At 37.8% G+C, this 18,669-nt stretch carries 17 protein-coding genes; 6 read left to right on the forward strand and 11 right to left on the reverse strand.

What is annotated here, in order from left to right; translation table 11 throughout:
* Positions 1–36: 36 nt before the first annotated feature.
* From tatC to BP861_RS03655, 4 genes are all read left to right on the forward strand, one after another.
* On the forward strand, positions 37–819 hold the full coding sequence (gene tatC / locus BP861_RS03640; protein WP_292372690.1) for a twin-arginine translocase subunit TatC: 783 nt from the start codon (positions 37–39) through the stop codon (positions 817–819).
* Positions 820–949: 130 nt separating this feature from the next.
* A complete protein-coding gene (locus tag BP861_RS03645) occupies positions 950–1,303 on the forward strand; it encodes a Sec-independent protein translocase subunit TatA/TatB (RefSeq protein WP_292372691.1) in 354 nt (117 codons plus the stop codon).
* Positions 1,304–1,548: 245 nt separating this feature from the next.
* Positions 1,549–1,854 (forward strand): twin-arginine translocase TatA/TatE family subunit, encoded by a 306-nt coding sequence (locus BP861_RS03650; protein ID WP_292372693.1) that lies wholly within the window; start codon positions 1,549–1,551, stop codon positions 1,852–1,854.
* A gap of 182 nt (positions 1,855–2,036) precedes the next feature.
* A complete protein-coding gene (locus BP861_RS03655; protein WP_292372695.1) occupies positions 2,037–2,558 on the forward strand; it encodes a Nudix hydrolase in 522 nt (173 codons plus the stop codon).
* Positions 2,559–2,663: 105 nt separating this feature from the next.
* Here BP861_RS03655 and amrS read toward each other — a convergent pair whose 3' ends face one another.
* From amrS to BP861_RS03700, 9 genes are all read right to left on the reverse strand, one after another.
* Positions 2,664–3,722 (reverse strand): AmmeMemoRadiSam system radical SAM enzyme, encoded by a 1,059-nt coding sequence (gene amrS / locus BP861_RS03660; protein ID WP_292372697.1) that lies wholly within the window; start codon positions 3,720–3,722, stop codon positions 2,664–2,666.
* A gap of 360 nt (positions 3,723–4,082) precedes the next feature.
* Positions 4,083–5,513, reverse strand: coding sequence for a methyltransferase (locus BP861_RS03665; RefSeq protein WP_349680991.1), 1,431 nt, complete (start codon positions 5,511–5,513; stop codon positions 4,083–4,085).
* 354 nt (positions 5,514–5,867) lie between these two features.
* A complete protein-coding gene (locus BP861_RS03670) occupies positions 5,868–6,053 on the reverse strand; it encodes a hypothetical protein (protein WP_292372699.1) in 186 nt (61 codons plus the stop codon).
* 308 nt (positions 6,054–6,361) lie between these two features.
* Positions 6,362–7,471, reverse strand: a complete 1,110-nt coding sequence (locus tag BP861_RS03675; protein WP_292372701.1) for a DUF362 domain-containing protein — start codon at positions 7,469–7,471, stop codon at positions 6,362–6,364.
* Between the two features lie 264 nt (positions 7,472–7,735).
* Positions 7,736–8,845, reverse strand: a complete 1,110-nt coding sequence (rsgA, locus tag BP861_RS03680; protein WP_292372702.1) for a ribosome small subunit-dependent GTPase A — start codon at positions 8,843–8,845, stop codon at positions 7,736–7,738.
* Positions 8,846–9,051: 206 nt separating this feature from the next.
* Positions 9,052–10,458: an SIR2 family protein gene (locus BP861_RS03685; protein ID WP_292372704.1), complete on the reverse strand. Its 1,407-nt coding sequence runs from the start codon at positions 10,456–10,458 to the stop codon at positions 9,052–9,054.
* Between the two features lie 251 nt (positions 10,459–10,709).
* Positions 10,710–12,878 (reverse strand): hypothetical protein, encoded by a 2,169-nt coding sequence (locus BP861_RS03690; protein ID WP_292372706.1) that lies wholly within the window; start codon positions 12,876–12,878, stop codon positions 10,710–10,712.
* A gap of 225 nt (positions 12,879–13,103) precedes the next feature.
* Positions 13,104–13,418, reverse strand: a complete 315-nt coding sequence (locus BP861_RS03695) for a CatA-like O-acetyltransferase (protein WP_292372708.1) — start codon at positions 13,416–13,418, stop codon at positions 13,104–13,106.
* Positions 13,419–14,551: 1,133 nt separating this feature from the next.
* Positions 14,552–15,721, reverse strand: a complete 1,170-nt coding sequence (locus BP861_RS03700; RefSeq protein WP_292372710.1) for a DEAD/DEAH box helicase — start codon at positions 15,719–15,721, stop codon at positions 14,552–14,554.
* 521 nt (positions 15,722–16,242) lie between these two features.
* Here BP861_RS03700 and BP861_RS03705 point away from each other — a divergent pair.
* On the forward strand, positions 16,243–16,848 hold the full coding sequence (locus BP861_RS03705) for a pentapeptide repeat-containing protein (protein ID WP_292372712.1): 606 nt from the start codon (positions 16,243–16,245) through the stop codon (positions 16,846–16,848).
* 123 nt (positions 16,849–16,971) lie between these two features.
* On the opposite strand, the gene BP861_RS03710 is transcribed toward BP861_RS03705, so the two are convergent.
* Entirely contained in the window at positions 16,972–17,403 is a 432-nt protein-coding gene (locus tag BP861_RS03710) for a CatA-like O-acetyltransferase (protein WP_292372722.1), read from the reverse strand.
* Between the two features lie 208 nt (positions 17,404–17,611).
* Between BP861_RS03710 and BP861_RS03715 the strand changes: the two genes are divergently transcribed.
* Positions 17,612–17,812, forward strand: coding sequence for a hypothetical protein (locus tag BP861_RS03715; RefSeq protein ID WP_292372713.1), 201 nt, complete (start codon positions 17,612–17,614; stop codon positions 17,810–17,812).
* Positions 17,813–18,166: 354 nt separating this feature from the next.
* On the opposite strand, the gene BP861_RS03720 is transcribed toward BP861_RS03715, so the two are convergent.
* A partial coding sequence (locus BP861_RS03720) for a hypothetical protein (RefSeq protein WP_292372715.1) occupies positions 18,167–18,669 on the reverse strand: 503 nt, incomplete at its 5' end.

The raw sequence follows: 18,669 nt of genomic DNA on the forward strand, positions 1-18,669 counted from the left end.
TAATATATTTATTCAGTACACGTAAGAGCGGAAAAAATGAACTCACAGCACACAGGCAACGGAACAGCAACTTCTGCCGGAAAAGCTTCGGGGGTGAACTCATATACTTCCGGTGTTCCGGGAGATGTCGAAGAACCAATTGTGGCCCACCTTATCGAGCTAAGGAATCGACTGGCAATTGTTTTAATTTGGCTTTTTCTGGGAATAATTATCTCTTTCCCATTTTCGGCGAAAGGAATGTTACTTGTCTGGAAGGAATTTATAAGTACTGACACTTATATGACAGCATACTCACCCCTAGAATGGACCTTTGCTCGCCTCAAGCTCTGTCTGGTCTTTGCCCTTGCGATCTCGATTCCGCAGCTCTTTTACCAGCTTTACAGGTTTGCAGGCAAAGGGCTTTATCCGCATGAGAAGCGCTTTTTCCTCAAAGTCATCCCGGCGTCTTTCTTGCTTTTCATTTTCGGGACCGCTATAGGTTATTTTGTTGTCTTGCCTGTGATGTTCAAGTACATTCTCCTTTACTCAGGCGATATGGCTACAGCGCAGCTTTCAGTTCAGAATACCCTTTCAGCCGTAACCACGATCCTGGCAGGTTTCGGGCTTGTATTCCAGCTTCCACTGCTTGTGGTTTTTGCCGTGAAAATGGGGCTTGTTGAATATCAGACACTCAAAAAGCAGAGAATACTGGTCTACAGTGGTATTATGGCAATTTCGCTATTTCTTTCCCCTGACCCGACTTTTATTGCACAGATTGTTGTAGCGCTTTTACTGGGAGTCCTGTTTGAGTTCAGCCTGCTGTTAGTTCGGCTATTTTGAGGACTAGTTGCAGATCTAATTAAATCGTTTCTTGTTTAAATACAGGGGATTCTAATAAGTTTCCAGGTTAAGGCCGTTCATTAATCTTTTTACAAGAACTTTTATATTAGATTGTTGATAATAACCAAATATGATAGGTACGCCTGAATTGATAGCAATTATCGTTGCTGCTCTCTTTCTCTTTGGGCCCCAGAAGCTTCCTGAGCTTGCACGGTCTTTAGGAGGTGCAATGGGAGAATTTAAAAAAGCCCAGCGCGCTGCCGAGCTTGAACTCAATCAATTCGATGTTTACACTAGAAAGGCTGGGAATACAGCGACTCCCATAGAGAAAGAGAAAGAACAAAAGGACACTCCAAGCAGCAGTAAAGAAATAAAAACCGACACAGAACTGAAAACCGACACAGTGAAAACCGGTACAGACCTAGAAGATAAACCGGAAGCCGGAAAATCTCTTTCTGAACCGGAAGATCACCGGAAAAGCTGAAATCCTGGGATCAAGCTGAGATAAAGGAGATAGATCTGCGTAGAAGACTCAAAAGGAAGAAATATAATTAGGAAAAGAGACAAAGTTAAAAGAGTTAAATATATAATATATTAAAAATAATAAATGAAAATAGAAACTTTATATAACATAAAAAATCTTAGCTTTATAGATATTTACAATATTCAGATCATTATTATCTGTTAAATTATATTTATTTAAGAAAACGAAAAGCTTGAGGTCAAGCGATGATAGGCACAAATGAACTCGTAATGATTTTTGCAGTAGTTGTGCTCCTTTTTGGCGCAGCTAAACTTCCTGAATTAGCCAGATCCATGGGAAGTTCGGTGGGAGAATTCAAAAAAGCTCAGAAGGAATCCGAACAAAACCTTAGGGAATTTGAGAAATCCTTAAAAGAGCCTGCAACTCCAAAGACTAAGTTACAGGAAACCGCCCAGAATCTTGGGATTGACATAAGAGGCAAGACTGACGACCAGCTTCTGGATGAGATCCAGAAATCCACAGAAAGGCCAAAAGAAGTTTCTGAACCCTGAAGATACCTGAAAAGTGAGTTTCACCTGAAAAGTGAGTTTCTCTTTTCTTTTCACGGCATTTAATTCAGGTTTAGCCTCTTATTGAAGCCTGTCATTTTTCATTTTTATTCTAATCTAAATTCTTTCTTTTTATACTCAACCGAACCGATTAGTGGGACAATCCAACAAACAGGAGTGTTTTCGTGGGAGAGCTGATAAGTGAAGTTGATAAAAACGATAACTTTCTTGGGCTGCGCGAGCGAGAAGAGTTTTATTCGGGAAAGCACATTCACAGGGCTGCTCACCTTATTCTGCTCAACCCTGAAAATAAGATGCTTATTCAGAAAAGGTCGCCTAAAAAACGGTGGTATCCGGGCCGTTATACCTATTCGGTAAGCGGTACTGTAGCAGACGAATCTTATGAAGCCTGCATGGAACGGGAAATGCTTGAAGAAATAGGAATCTCGGTTCCATTCCGGAAATTATTTAAAATCCCATGCATATTCGAAAACAAAGGAGCCTTCCACACGGTATTTTCAGGTTTGTGTTCGGAAAAAACTGTGAACTTAATCCGTCCTGACCCGGAAGAAGCCATGTCTGTGGAATGGGTTGAACTTGAAGAACTGCATGGAACCATCAAAGCTGAACCCGAGAAATATACCCCTTCCCTGCGAGAAGGAATTCAAAAAATATTTCAGGAAGGGTACTGGAAATATTTTTTCTGAAATATAATGACAGACCTCCTTTTAGAGACTATCTTTTTAGTCATTCGGAGGTTTGCCCTAAAATTTCTCTCTTCTTTCGATTTTAGTTTTTATATGCATTTAATATTAGTATTCGTACGGTACCTGTTTTGTGCCGACATATTCACCTACAATGGGAATATGTTCCCCACATTTAGGACAGGTTTTCTCTGAGGTAATATCGTAATTTTCAATTTCGAAAAAGCCTCTTTTGATCAGCATTTTTCCGCAGTTCGGGCAAAAAGTATTATTGCGCTCACTGCCAGGGACGTTGCCCATGTAAACATACTTCATCCCTTCCTCGGTTGCGATTTTACAGGCTTCCTGCATGGTTTTCACAGGTGTTGGAGAGAGGTTCTGCATTTTATATTGGGGATGGAAACGGGTAAAATGCAGGGGAGTCTCAGGCCCCAGATTTTTATATGCCCATTTTGAAAGTTCCCTGAGCTCATCAAGAGAATCATTTACTCCGGGGATAATAAGGTTTGTAATCTCTACATGGATCCCGAGCTGTTTTGCAAGAGCAGAAGCCTCGAGCACAGGAGCCAGTTTTGCGCTGGCGACATCATGATAGAATTTTTCAGTGAAAGCCTTGATATCAATGTTTGCGGCATCCAGATAGGGTGCTATGTGCCTCAGGGCATCAGGAGTCATATACCCGTTCGTCACATAGACTGTTGCAAGCCCTGAGGCTTTTGCCAGTTTTGCACAATCGTATGTGTATTCGTGCCAGATAGTGGGCTCATTATAGGTCCATGCAATTGAGCTTGAACGTGAGAGGAGGGCCCTTTGAATAAGCTCTTCAGGCGGAATATCCGTTGTGTAAGCGTCCTCCAGGCAAGCCTGGGAAATCGACCAGTTCTGGCAGTGTTTGCAGCGGAAATTGCATCCTATTGACCCGACTGAATAAGCGTAAGATCCCGGATAAAAGTGATAAAGCGGTTTCTTTTCGATAGGGTCAACTGCTTCGCTTGAAACCGTCCCGTAAATAAGAGTGTATAATTCTCCATCCCTATTTTCCCTGACCCCGCAAAAGCCCCTTTTTCCCGGGGAAATTTTGCAACTCTGGGCGCAGAGTCTGCAATGTACTTTATTGTCTCCGATTTTCTCGTAGAACATGGCTTCTTTTATCACAGCAATCCCCATTTAGAAATTGTTTTACAGCATAATAACATTGCTGTTTCAGATTTTTCCAGCTCCGCAGGAAGAAATTAAAGTTGTGCTGGCACACTCCGCTGCAAGCAGCGTGTATGTTCGCACTCCCGCTCTAAATTTCGTTAGAGAAAACAATAACTCTAAACAATTCATAGCTAAAAACCAGAATTTCTTCACCAATGTTAAGTGAAAGGTTAACCACGGAAAGCAAGGAAAATATAGAATAAAGTAAATAGGGAGTCAATTCTTTTGCGTTTTCCGTGTCTTCGTTATAAAGTAAATGCAAATCTTACATTAGGGACTATAATTTTTTCCTGCAAAGTTCAGATTGCTTTCCACGCAAACACAATTTCAGATTGCTTTCCGCGCAAATACAATTCTTGATCCGTCCTTCATATCAAGTTGATGGAAGACTTCAAGCCCGTAATTACCAATCATTCCTATATATTCGGTGAAAGGAATACTGTTTTCGAAACTGTAACCTGATCCTCCTTTTTTCACCCCTTCAAAAGTCCAGAGGTTCCAGTCAAGGCTGAGAAGCGGGCTGGATTCCATTTTCTCGTCAGGCATCTGCCTGGTTACGAAAATTCCTCCCGGATTTAAGGCTTCGGCAAGCTTGGGGATAAGGGAAGGGACTTTCCCTCCGGGGTTAAAGGAAGAAAAGATAAGATCATACTCATCCCCAATTTCTTCCTTAAAAAAGTCTCCTGGAATTACGCTTACATTTGACGCTCCGTACTCTTCAATAAACTCTTTTGTTTTTTCCGTGACAGGAGGCAGGTCAAACACAAAGGCTCGAAGGTTTTCGTTCAGTTTTGCAAAAGCAATAGCATAGAGTCCATGCCCTCCCCCAAGGTCAAGCAGCTTTTTGACCTTCTCGAAATCAACATGTTCCGTAACGGTTTTTACGGTTTCCTGAAGCATTCCACAGCGTGCGTTTTCAGCCATGGAATGGACAACCTCTTGGAAATATGTTCCTCTCTCGAAAATCTCAGGTCCACTTTTCATTATTTGAGGAAGATGATTCCAGAGTTCGACATTCCTTAGCCTTCCGGCAAGGTAGTGCTGCTGCGAAAACGGAGAGCTTTCCAGAAGATAAGCAGCACTTATCTCCGAAACAAGGTATACGGCAGTACCGTTTCTTGCTCCGTCGCTCTGGATTTGGGATTCAGATCGATCTTCCGATTTTTCTTCCGATTTTTCTTCCGATTCGTCTTCCGATTTATATCCATATCTGCCTTCGGAATCGAGGTCTCTTTTCTCAGCTTTTTCCTTACTCAGTACATTCCCCTCTTCCTCAAATGCTCCTTCTTCAAACCGATCGAGCAGGCCAAGATTATAAAGAGCTCCACAGAAATGAGGCATGAGCAGAGGATCACAACCAAGTTTTTCAGCCAGGTCTCTTGCGGATAATGGAGTTTTGAGCGCTTCAAACATTCCAAGCTCAAGAGCCGAAATAATCAGCTTGTACTCTTTTAAACCCTGAATAGAAGAATCGATAAGCTTGAAAAAGCGGTCGGAATTTATCTCAGGCTTTTGCATCAATTCAGCGGCTTTTCCAGTTCCATTTCCATATTTTACTTTTATTCCGGTACTCAGTTGGCTTTTTACCCCATATGTCTCTTTATTTTGCTTGTTGAGTTCCAAATTTATCTCTTTATTTTGCTTGTTGAGTTCCAAATTTATCTCTTTATTTTGTTTGTTGAGTTCCAGATTTCTCTCTTTATTTTGTGTACAATCTTCCTTGTCGGGTTCTACTTTAGTTCCAATTTGATTTTCCATTCCCTGGCTCCTGATTCTTACTTTTCCACATGTCACTCTGAATTTTATCCATCTAGATATTAATTATCCATCTGGATATTAATTTTCTAAGATATAGTAATATTTAATATGATTAAAACTTTGTCTTATAACAAAATAAGTAAGCATTGTTAATAAAAGGTGTTACCTATGGAAAATCTATACTGCTCAAGGAAAAAGAAGCATTATTCACAGGAAAAGATCATAAATTTTTAACTCAGGTTAAGATAAAAATTAAAAAATTAAGAAAACCTAAACAACTTATAGGCCCAACACTTAAAATGGCAGTTTACACAGAAAAAAATAGGATAAAAACGATAAATTTAAAAAAGAACATTATAGAGATGCATCAACGTAATCGACCGACCTTTTAAAAACAGCTGCTATCATACCGTTTTCGTCGATATCATCCGCAAATTTGATGAGCTCCCAGCCTTCAGTCCCGAGGCTGTTAAGATCTTCTTTTGCCTTTGACCACTCACTGAACCTTATCTCTTTAACATCATATTCCCAGATGGTCACTCTAATTCATCTCCAGTAAAGTTGGGTAAGATTAATTCATATACTAAGTGGTGGCATCTGCTATATTTATCTTTTTAAAAAATAGATTTGAGATTTAGTCAACTAAAATTGATCTGAATATTAGTCTAAGTATCAATCTGGAAATTGATCTAAGTATTAATCTGAGTATTTACCTGAGGGCTAACATTAGAACTAACCTTATAATTAAACTGACATCCGGAACTTTTTATGGATAAGTTAATAAAAAGGAAAAGTTACTGAGAGTTGATTTCTTTAAATCGGTTAAATTTAAACCGATGTTAAATAACTCAAATCTCAATCAGTTCATACTCACGGCTTCCAAGGCCGATTTCTTCTCCGTACTTGAGCTGGTGAGTTCCATCAATCATTGGCCATGTCCCTTTGAACTTATCGGCTCCAGCTTCGTGATTACATTGAAGGGAGGAGCCAATGAGCCCTTTCTGCTTATTTACAAGGTCATAGCTTGCCTGGTCAAGGGCAACAGGGTCTTTTGAAGCTAGAATTCCTATATCCGGTACAATAGGAGCATCACTCCAGGGCACACAGTCACAATCAGGAGTAATTTTAAGCAGGAAATTTATGTAACCTACTTTCCCTTCTTTTCCTTTTACTGCCCCATAAGCATACTCTGTAAGACTCTCCAGAAACTCCGGGATATCATGTTCCCAATCTATAGTTATAGCTCCCGCAGGACATACTTCCATACACTGCCCGCAGCTTATACAGATAGTGGGCTCAATCATTGAAACTTCTCCCAGAAGAGAAGAAGCTCCTACAGGACAGATTTTAACACATTTTTGGCAGCCTATACACTTATCCTTAATTATATGCGGGCTTGTCCTGAAATGCTGTTCCTTTTTGCCGGCTGCTGGGGCACAGCCCATAGCGAGGTTCTTGATAGCCCCTCCAAAACCGGCTACTATATGCCCCTTGAAATGGGACATCACAATCATAGAATCGGCAGCAGCAATATCCGACCCTATTTTTACGGATTTGAAATGCTTCTTCCCGATCTCTACATCTGCAGCACTCTGGCTCTTCAAACCGTCCGATATGATAAGCGGGGCCCTGACAACAGAATAATCAAAACCGTGTTCAATCGCTGTAGTCAGGTGGTCAACTGCATTATGCCGGCTGCCTGAGTAAAGCGTATTTGTGTCCGTAATAAACGGTTTTGCTCCGGCTGCCCGGATCTTTTCCACAACCTGCCGCACAAAGACCGGATTTATATATCCGTCGTTTCCATACTCTCCGAAATGGATCTTAATTGCAGTCAGATCACCTTCTCCAAGAAGTTCAGCAAAACCTGCTTCGTCAAAAAGTCTCTGAATCTTGCTGATAGTGTTCTCCTGAGGATTTTTCGCCCTTAGGTCTGCAAAATAAACATTACTTGCCATATAAGTGCCTCCTAAATCTGGATTCGTGCTTTTCACGAAACCTATGCAGTTAAAAAAGTGTTGTTTATTTTTAGGCATTGCGCTATTTAGAGAGAACAAAAAATGATGATTCAGTCGATTAGCTTCAGTCGATTAAATCACACAGCATGCCGAGGCAGTAAAATAAAAACTATAAACACAATAAACACAATACAATGCTAATCGACTGACAAATTAAGAGATTAATAAACTCCTGATGGATCCTGCCTAGAAATACGCTTCATCTTACAGCTTCCCCGTAGATTTCTTGTATTTTTTAATATCCAACGCTATTTTCCTGCATTTTTCTTTTTCAAGCCGCTTTAGCCCGATCTCCACTTTCTTTGACTGAAATACGAGTTCTTCAGTTAATCTGTGGTAGCTGGCAAGCCGTTCCTCAGGAATAATCCCGTCTTCAACCGCCTTCAGTACAGCACAGCCCGGCTCGTCCCGGTGAGTACAGTCTTTAAACTTGCAATTGCGGGCTGCATCAACGATCTCGGAAAAAGCTTTCTCAAGCCCGTCTGCAGAATCCCCAAGCTGGATTTCCCTGACCCCGGGATTGTCTATAAGAACCGCTCCATTCGGAAGCAGGAAGAGCTGGCGGACTGTGGTTGTATGCCTTCCTTTTTCATCGTCTTTCCGGATATCTCCGGTTTTCTGGACGGTTTCGCCAAGAAAAGCATTGATAAGCGTGGATTTTCCGACACCGGACGAACCTATTAATGCAACTGTTTCCCCCGGGTTGAGGTAAGGGCTAAGTTCGTCAAGCCCGGTTTTTGAAAGGGCGCTTAATGGAATAACCGGCACGTCACCTGCAATAGACCGGACTTTTTCTACCAGTCGGGTTGGGTTATCTTCAAGGTCTATTTTGTTAAGTAAAATCACAGGGTTTGCACCGGAAGAATACACAATGGCAAGATACCTCTCAAGCCTTCGAAGGTTGAGATCCTTACCAACGGAGGTCACGATAAAAATGGTATCAAGATTTGCAGCAATTACCTGCTCCCCGCCCCCGTCTCCTGCTGCCCCTCTTGAGAGGCAGGTCCGCCTGGGCAGAATGTTCACAACCATGCGTGAGCCCAGTTCAGGCTGGTCAAGCAAAACGACAAAATCCCCTACAACCGGCTGCTTCCCAATTTTCAGAAGCGCACCGGAGATTCCAGCCTGTACGACAGCTCCAGAGACAAGGACCTCGCAGACCGTTTTATGCCTTGATGCAACTCTTCCGGGAGTGTAGGGGCCTTTGTAGGCAGAAAAAGCCAGATCAAGGTCTTCGTTCCATCCTGGAATTTTATCGGCGTCACAGTGGACGGAATTAGGACTTGAACTTTCAGCTTCGCTATGATTGTTCATAAGATGAAAGTATCCGATTAAATGGATAAATATTTTGATATTTTCATCTTAATCATTTTAATTGCACCTGAAAATGTTAAATATTATTGGAAAAATAGGTGCCTTTATTTGGCAGTGTGCTGAAAGTTCTGTAAACTTGTTCTCACGTTTATGCACGTTTAATATAAAATCTGTGCATCAAAGAAAATGCCATTTAAGAAGAGAAATCAATTAATATCAAGGGAATAGTCTACTTTATCCCTTACCTTTGTTAATAAAGAAATAGCTTCATCAGAGTATTTATTTGCTGTGCTTTTTTCTCCAGTCTTTACTTTGAAATGATAACGGTTGTCACTTTCTTTAATATCCACACCTTTGTCTTTTTTAATTTGTTTAATCAAATCATCTACTTTATTCCAAGATGCTTTAGTACCCTTTTTATTATAAAATCCAAGTTTCTCACCCACCATAGTCAAAGTGTAAGGATACTTAGCATTGAAAGCAGAAGGATCATCCACATTTGTCAATCCAAATAATGTTACAAACCCATCTTTACTATTTACAGTATGTTCTAAAGTTTCATAATTTAATTCAATTCTGTTTTTAGGTATGTCCGTTCTGACAAAATCATATGTTCTTGCGACAAGAGCTCTGAGTAGTTTAGTATCAACATATTGAATATTGCATAGGTTTCCAAATGCTTCAAAAACCCATTTAAAAGATGAAGCAGTTATATTTTTTATCGCGATACTCTTATTTAAATCAGTTGAAATTATTTTTTCTCTTTGCGGGTAATTGGCATGGTTCAAATTTGGATCCCATTCCAAAATATAAATATTCGGAATTATTTTGTTCTGCGATGATATAATTTCATCAACATCTGATAGTATACTTTTTATATTGGGATCCTCTGTGCTATAACCAATAAATAGAAGTGGATGTTCAACAAAATAAGTTAATAATTTAGAGCTAAGGTACTTTTTTTTTCGATTAAAGTCTTTATAATCATTTGTAGTTAAAACCATACTAGTTGGGTTTGAAACACATCCATGAATTTTGAGTATTTCACCATATATCATAAAATTCGTTTTGAGTATTTGTTGTCCTATTATTGGTTTATATCCTGTGAAAATACTTTCAAGAAAAAGATCGTAATTAGTAGTTATTATTGCATGAGGCTTTATTCTTTTTAGGTATTGAATTTCTTCCATCAGCTCCAAATTCACTTCTGATCCAAATGGATCAGTCAGTAAAGAATCTAAATATTCTGCAATTTTGTATTTTAGATAGATTTCAGAAGGTTTATCTTCTGTAAATAGTTCTTCTGGGAACTCACTTCTTCCTTCATTCCAAGCCCAATCACGATATAAGTCTGCAAAAAGAGTTCCTATCTCTATCATCAAATTTTTTCCGTTCTTCTGTTGTGCATTTTGTTTGTAATAAGCAAATCCTTTATCTATTCGAGGGCAGTTTTTTGCCATTTCTTTAAGTAGTTCTTCCCAGCTAGGAGCACCTATGTATCTCCGTGATACTCCCGACCCTACAAAAAGTATGGGTTGGCATATCATTTCCTCAAGACATTTTTTTATGTCTTGAGTAATGTCTTCTTTATAGTCATCATAGTTTTGTGACATCTATACCCTCTTTTTATTTCTTATTTGTAATAAATCGATTTATCTGTTTGTAGATATTTAGTATATGACAGTTATTACACTTGTTTTATTAATTTTTTTATTTCAGTCGAATCCTCCGCTATCTTGCTGTGGAGTGCTCCAGCGCAACTTTAATTTATCATGCTTTGAATTAATTTACATACATTTCTGATAGTTAGATATTCCTGAGACTCACGGATGTAATAGCAAAATTGGTTTTTGGATAATTTCAATCACAAGGTATGAGATTCTTTGAATGCGGGATTCCAAAAGAAAGCGCCTACTTGTTCGAACTTATACTCTAAATCCAGATCGTCTTTTCGCGTTATAAATTGCAGTTTTTCTTTAGTTAGTTCTACTTGAAAAACTTTGAACATTTTCAAAGAACCTTCTTTTGATCTTACTAAAATAGATACTCTGGAAAATTTACCGTTAAAAATAAGATTAATTCCTAAATTGATAGAGAGTTCCATTAAGTCAATCTTGTTGGGTGTTACTACTTCAAATTCACACCCAATATAATAACCTTCATCTTCTATAAATTTATTAATTAAAAGTGAAGTCATAACTTTCCCATTTAATTTATAATCTTTTTTCAACTTATCTATTGCAATTTTTTCTATATCTACATCTTCTGTTTCTACAATAGAATTAAATTTTGCCATATTAGTTACATTTTCTATGAGAAGAGGGCTGGATATAATCGCTGTTTTTAATGGATTAAGAATTAAACTACTAGAAAGGAAGAGATAAAGTAAGTGGAATATGGAAAGAACAAATAAAGTAATAAAAAAACAAAAAATGAGAAGAGAAGCAAAATGAGACACTGAAAAAGAGCTAAAGTTAATAGGAGATATTAAATATTCACGATTTATGCTCAAAGTTTTGAATTTTGTAGTCGAAAAATAACCAAGAACTGCAAAAACAAATAATGTTAAAAACACGATCATAAAGCCTGTAAAGCCTTCTAAGATTCTCAGTAGAGATTGAGCCTCGAATAATTTTCCTTTTTTTGTCTCAGATTTAAGTGATGCGCTGTTAACAACACCTTGAGCGGCTAATAAGAAACCAATTAAGATTAAGGCTATTTGAATAGAGTTTAAATATAGTTCACTAAGAAAACTATTATCTAAATTTTCTAAAAAGCCGGTACCTAAAAATATACAGCTGACAAATAACGCTATAAAAATCCAGGGGTCTATAACAATTTCTTTATCTTTTTCAGTATCTTGCTTGGACAAAGAGCTAAAGGTAGGAACAAAGTATTTGTAACTAATTTTAGCAACAAAAATGAAACAAGACCAAATAATAAAGCCAATTAACCATATAGGTTCTTGAGTAATTAGAAAAGAAATTAGTAATGCAGTAAGTGTGGGATAAAATATAGTTTTACGGGAATTGCTATTTACTTTTTCTATTTTTGAGCTATCCATCGACAAAAAACCATAGAGAGGATACAAAAATAATCCTAAAACTAATAAGAAACCTTTGATGAAAGGCTTGTATATAAATAAAACATAAATTGAGGCGGATATCATTAACAAAAACAGTTCTTTATGATATCGAGGAATTTTGCGTAAGAATAATGCTGGAATCCAAAGAATAGATAAAAACCATACACTAATTTTTAAACTATTATGGTGGGTAATTATAAAATTATTTAGTAATTCTACTTTACCTAATAAATACAAAAAAGATGATTTAAGAACATCTAGTATTAAGCTTAAAACTTTAAGTGGGACCAAATTTTCAATAAAACTTAAAACGTGTATAAAAAATTCCGAAAAATAGAATAAAAATGTAAGCAAAATGGGAGCAAATAAGAATAAAATAAATAGCTTTCGTCCTACATATCTTGTTTTTTGTTGAATTAATTTTAAAAAAGTAAATTTAAAGCTTTTTAATTTTTCAGAGGCTTCGAGTTTATTTAAAGAATTAATTAAAGCAGTATGTTTTCTTTTATAAGAAGGAAATTTTACCCTGCATAATTTAATGATCTGTTCTTTACTTAGTACTATCTCTGAGGGTACATAAATACTACTAACAAGCTTGAGATTATCAGTAAAATCGTATAGAAAAGATAAAATGTCTTTATAACTTGTTTCACAGTTAGAAGTTACCACAATACTCTTTAAAGATTCATATTTAGGTAATAATATTTGAAAAGACTTGATTATTTTGTTTCGAAAAATATCATAATCAAGGTTTTCAGAGCTAGATTTATTAAAAAACTCATTGAATCCATTGATTTCATATTCGATATCAGGAATAAATTCTGAGCGAATTAATTGAATGTACTGTTCAGAAGTAAGAATTTTATCGAAATTTTTTTTCTTTTGAAGATGAATATCCTCAAAATTTTGAATACACTCTTCTAGATTTACAGGTTTTGATTCACTCATGAAATCAAAAATGTATAAAAAATACATTACTTAAAAAAGTTTCTATACGTTTTTTTGTTAGTACCAGCAATATTAAAAATAGAGATAATATCTTTCTACTATTTTTGTATTGAAATTCTGTAAAGTATAATTTATTCGATGTTGCTTCCAATGAATATGTTTAGAACCTATGTATTCTGAAGACATAACTTTAAAAAAGTAAAAATTAGTGAACTACTGATTAATTTACACTTCATCCAGGTACTTCTGCAGCTTATCCGCAAGTTTGCCAATATGGATACCATCAACAAATGCATGATGAACCTGGACTGCAAACGGCATCATTAATTTGCCTTCTCTTTCCCGATATTTTCCCCAATCATATATGGGCTGCGCTTTTTCCCTGTTTCCGAAATCCGTGTGCGAAATATGCGTAAACGTTACCCACGGTAAGGCTGAGAATTGATACACATCGTTTTCTACAGGTCCTGTAAAATGTTCTTTTTGATTTTCTGCCGTTACGGTTGCCAGTTGTACAAACTTTTCAATCGTATCCTGCATGGTTCATTATCGTTTTCTCTTCCTATCGTTTGAATGATTCTGAAATCAAAATATTTAAAACATGGCAACTTCTGCCTAAAAATTTAGAAAAAAGGAAATAGTTTCTGTATATAATCTCTTTGTTAATGTATCATTCCTCTAAATGCTTTTTTTTGTACAATTACACGTACATGTAAATATAAATTTGTAAATAGTTGAGTTTATTTAGATCAATCATTTAGATAAATTTTTCAAACAACTTCATAAGAAAGTATTAATAATCATTTTTTTAATTCCTTCCTGAGAGGATGAAACACCCCGTAATGAATTAATCGATTTTTTTATTTTCGCTTTTTAAAAGGCTCAACCGAGTACTTTCACTTTCCTGCTGACCGCAGGAATTTTTCTGAAGCCAAAATTCTGGTCGTCCCTGGCTACATGGTTGATATTTTGGGGGTCAGACTTCCCAGCGCGGCTAATGATTTCATTTTTATCTACTGTACGCAGGTGGGTTCAAGCGGAGCGCGGCGCGTGAAAAGAAAGAATGTGAGATGCAATTTACGAGCATTCAGGAATAATAAAAACTAATTAACCAGGGAGCGCATGGAATTAAACCTAAAGGAAAACTGTCTTCACCACCGGCTGGAACCTCAAAACCCTATAATATAATTCGGCGCGGCTTTGAGTCAATTGAGTTCTATGGTCCGGTTTTTGACTTCATGGGAGAGTTGGTTAAATTCAAGTTAATTCCGGAGAGCACGGAAATAAAGTCGTGGTGGAAGTTCTGGCAACAAAGTAAAAGTCTGTTTTTTCTATTCACTATAGGTCCCTAAAAAGATGGTAAAAAAGGCATTTAAGGCTTTTAAATTGGAGAAGAAGAAATTCAGTTATTACCGGGGGTAATTGTCGGGCAGCCTGTTCAGGTTGGGGTGGCCGCACGCAATTTGATTTTAGCATAGATCTTCCACCCCGCAGTCGACGACCTCTGCTCATTGGTCCGAAGGCATCGGAAGGGTGCATTTTGACATCGTAGTGGCACGAACTGGCCGTCGTTCTTATTCTCGTGCCTGGGTTTTGCGGGAGCAGTCCATTGCTCCTGCCGATGCCAATCGATCAAATGGTTAGTTGTAATGCAATGCACAGACGAACGGCGTCTAATAGTTTTTGTGCCTGGGTTTATGACCTTTTCTGGAGGGGTTGTTCATCCTATTTACCGGCTTTGGCAATCTTATTTCCGGTCTTTCAATTACAATCTTCTTCAGAGCAGGTAGTGCCTGTTCCTTAATATCTACATCATTGTCTTTCAGCACACTCATGAAATTAGCATGGTCATTTTTGGAAAGGATATTTATCGCTTTTCCTTCTGTTCCTGCTCGTGCAGTTCTTCCAATCCTGTGAATATACTGTTTACTCTCCCTGGGAATATCATAATTGTAAACATGGGAAACACCCTGTATATCAAGTCCTCTTCCGGCTACATCTGTGCATACAAGGACACATATGTTCCCGGAATGGAATTTTTCCATTATGCGAGTTCGTTCGTTCTGTGTCAATCCTCCATGAATTGCCACGGCATTGATACTTGATTTTCTCAGGTTTTTTGCGACTTTTTCAGTGTTTCTTTTTGTGTTGCAGAAAACCATCCCGAGGTTTGACTTTTCATTTTGTAGAAGATACACGAGCAGAGATAATTTCATGTCATCCTGTACTTTATAAACGACCTGATTCAATTTTTGCGGGTCGATATAAGACTCTACTGATACTCGAACCGGGTTTTCCATGTGCTTGCGGGAAAGCTGGGCAATATCTTTTGTAACGGTTGCAGAGAACAAAAGGGTCTGCCTGTTTTGAGGACATTCCTTGATAATTTTTTCTACATCCATTTTGAATCCCATATCAAACATCTGGTCTGCCTCATCAAGGACAAGGGTTTTCACATTATTGAATTTGATGGTATTTCTGCTGATATGATCGAGTAGCCTGCCGGGTGTTCCCACAACAACCTCGGCATCCTTTAATTCTTTAATTTGTGGATTGATCCCTACACCGCCATAGATAGATACGATATTTAACGGGTCGTATTTTGAGAATTTCCTGAAAGAATTTGCCACCTGCTCCGCCAGTTCTCTTGTAGGGGTCAGGATCAAAGCCTGAATTCCTTTTCCTTTTTCGGAATTTTGTAATATGCCGGAAGCAAATGCGAGTGTTTTTCCGGAACCTGTTGCGGCTCCGGCTATAACATCTTCCCCAGCAAGTATTAGGGGAATTGATTTTTCCTGTACTGCTGTAGGGCTTTCAAAGCCATGTTCATCTATTGATTTCAAAACAGCATTACTGAGGCCTAGTTTTTTAAAATTATTCATAGTTAGACTTTCCGTGATTTTTCTGAAAAAGCTACTTAATTGCTTTTTCATATTCATATATTTAAGACATATTAAAAACAATTAAGAGCTATAAGCACAACTTTAGAAAAGTTAAGATTAATTTACTGCTTAAAAGTTAGTAATCGCTTATAACGGTGAACTCTCCCTTTATACTTTTGCCTATTTTGATAATGTGATTACCCAGCATTCATTGTTCTTCCAAAGATTCCGTTTGTAATAGTGTGCCGCTTCATGCAAGAGCCGTTTCCGGTTTGTTTGCGCGCCACCACGTCCAATATACCGCATAACACTGCAAGGCTCACTCATCTATCATTAGATAATATCTATATCCTGTATCGCTTCTGGCTTATATGGAAGATTCTCATAATGCCAATGGACAAATATGAGATGGCACTCACAAAAAACAAATAAATAATTCTGTCAATAATCATTTAGAAACATCAGTCTATGGAGATGGAAGCATGCTGGAAAGCCAAATTATAGCTGCACAATCTGATGATAAATATATAGAGAAGGTGCGCTTTGAAGGCGAGATGCTTTCGGATGTCGACATCGCAAGGATAGAATTTGAATCAGTACAATTTATAGAATGCCAGTTCAACAAATGTGATTTTTCAAAAGCCAGCTTTTACAATTCGGTATTTGATAACTGCAATTTTGCAAATTGCATTTTTATGGACAGCTACTGGAAAGACTCCAAAATATTAACGTGCAAGGGCGATGGCAGCAACTTCAGCAAGAGCCACATGAAAGAAACCTCTTTAGCGGATGGTTCCTTTCGATATGCAGATTTTTCAAGTTCTGTATTGGAGAACTGCACCATTCTTGACTGTAATTTCACGGAAGCCTTCTTATCCGAGATTCGGTTAAAGAAGCCCATGCTGAAAGCAGTTAATTTCACTGGAACGGATTTCTTTAAAACCTCACTCAAAGACATCGACTTATCGGATTGTATCATTGACGGGATCACAGTATCCGATACACGCAACGAACTCAGAGGAGCTACAGTTAGTGTCGGGCAAGCAATAGAACTCGCTGCGTGGATTCTGGGAATCAAAATTGTGTAAGGTATTGGCTCACTCACATATTTCTTACATGCAGATGTTTTTCTGTTAAACCTACGTATTCTGAAAACATAACTTCAAGAAAAGTAAAAATTAATGAACTACCGGTCCTCCCATTATGCTTATTTACACTTCATCCAGATATCTTTGCAGCTCATCCGCAAGTTTGCCAATATGAATACCATCAACAAATACATGATGAACCTGGACTGAAAATGGCATCATAAATTTGCCTTCTCTTTCGTGATATTTTCCCCAATCAAATATGGGCTGCGCTTTTTCCCTGTTTCCGAAATCCGTGTGCGAAATGTGCGTAAATGTTATCCACGGCAAGGCAGAGAACTGATATACATCGTTTTCTACAGGTCCTGTAAAATGTTCTTTTTGATTTTCTGCCGTTACGGTTGCCAGTTGTACAAACTTCTCAATCGTGTCCTGCATGGGAACATTTACTACCTTAAATAATTCTGTTTCTTTATCCAGATATGTAAATGAGGTGTCAATGGACTCGTATAACACAACTTCACCGTCAAGAAAACGATACCGAAACTCCTCGATTTTATCTCAACAAGGTAGGAGACTCCTTTCTCGACAGCCGCAGACAAGACCGTAGGCAACTATTTTCAGGGCTATCTCGAAAAATCAACGAGTTCTCAACACGGAGCCTTATACTGCGTAATGGAAATAAAAAATTGGATTTGTTCCAGCCCGCTATCAGAGAAGACAAAAAAGCCAAGCCAATAGAAGCCCTACAAGCCGTTATTTTTTGAAGGGCGTACTAGAACCGGCTTCAGATCGTCTCACAGGAAGGTACAGGAAGGACAGCATAAGCCTATTTTCAGCCGAGATTGCCCTCGAATCCAACGAGAGCCCAAGAAAGAAAAAGCTGCAAAACCTGAAAATCTGGCTCTCTCCTTCCAAGCCTGCGAGCTTCCCAGATATCCTTAAGCGTGTAGTTGAACATTGAAGGCAGAGGGTGAATAGTTCTTTCTAACTGTCTTCTTTTGTGTTTTCTTTGTACTTCTGAAAGGTGAATTATGTTTCTTTTTTCGTTGTACCATTCTTTATGGTCGTAGAGCCTGAGCGTTTCAGCATAGCGCATACCAGTTATTAAGAGAATATCCAGACACGGGGTTTATGCTGGTCCTTAGGAATTGCAGCCCCGAGGGTCTCATTATTTCTTAGGGATGAGAATCCTTACATCCTTGACATAAAATTGCAAGGCTTCATTGTCTTTTGTATAAGTTGACTTAGGGTATTTTTTCAGATTATCGCCATTTAAGAGAATATATAGTTTTTATTTAAAACCTGTTTACACTCTTTAAATTGAACCTATTTGTCTTTGAGAAATTTCTTTATTCTTTTTTTGACTTTCAAATGCGTAAGTTCTATAATTGTTAATATATCTCAATGCATCAAAGCTTTTTATTTCATAAATCTCAGCAAACTCTTCCATAAACAATAACTTTCTGTTAAGATCTTCATTTACCATTAAAGATAATGGTAACAGCTTTTCTTCTATTTTTTCCGTGCTGAGATTCTCGAAGTCACTGAATTTAATAAGTTTTTTCTCAAGAGCTAATGAAATTACCGGACTACTGTAGTCTCTTTCAACTATTTCTTTCTTCCATGTATTGACCGCGTTATTTAGCATTGCTACAACATCTGCCATATTAAAAAGAGCTATTGCTTTTCCAAGTTCCGAAGCATCAAAACTTTCGGAGGACATCAAATCAAGTATTGAGAGAACTGCAACCATTGTGGAAGGACCCTTATTCTGGACAACAAGAGAATAAGGATATGCAATCTTATTTTTGTTCAAAA

Source organism: Methanosarcina sp. UBA411 (assembly GCF_002495725.1).
GTDB lineage: Archaea > Halobacteriota > Methanosarcinia > Methanosarcinales > Methanosarcinaceae > Methanosarcina.

Bases quoted from the DNA above. Each gene is read 5' to 3' on its own strand.
- tatC (WP_292372690.1), top strand. From the start codon at position 37: ATGAACTCACAGCACACAGGCAACGGAACAGCAACTTCTGCCGGAAAA.
- BP861_RS03645 (WP_292372691.1), top strand. From the start codon at position 950: ATGATAGGTACGCCTGAATTGATAGCAATTATCGTTGCTGCTCTCTTT.
- BP861_RS03650 (WP_292372693.1), top strand. From the start codon at position 1,549: ATGATAGGCACAAATGAACTCGTAATGATTTTTGCAGTAGTTGTGCTC.
- amrS (WP_292372697.1), bottom strand. From the start codon at position 3,722: ATGGGGATTGCTGTGATAAAAGAAGCCATGTTCTACGAGAAAATCGGA.
- BP861_RS03665 (WP_349680991.1), bottom strand. From the start codon at position 5,513: ATGGAAAATCAAATTGGAACTAAAGTAGAACCCGACAAGGAAGATTGT.
- BP861_RS03675 (WP_292372701.1), bottom strand. From the start codon at position 7,471: ATGGCAAGTAATGTTTATTTTGCAGACCTAAGGGCGAAAAATCCTCAG.
- rsgA (WP_292372702.1), bottom strand. From the start codon at position 8,845: ATGAACAATCATAGCGAAGCTGAAAGTTCAAGTCCTAATTCCGTCCAC.
- BP861_RS03685 (WP_292372704.1), bottom strand. From the start codon at position 10,458: ATGTCACAAAACTATGATGACTATAAAGAAGACATTACTCAAGACATA.
- BP861_RS03690 (WP_292372706.1), bottom strand. From the start codon at position 12,878: ATGAGTGAATCAAAACCTGTAAATCTAGAAGAGTGTATTCAAAATTTT.
- BP861_RS03695 (WP_292372708.1), bottom strand. From the start codon at position 13,418: ATGCAGGATACGATTGAAAAGTTTGTACAACTGGCAACCGTAACGGCA.
- BP861_RS03705 (WP_292372712.1), top strand. From the start codon at position 16,243: ATGCTGGAAAGCCAAATTATAGCTGCACAATCTGATGATAAATATATA.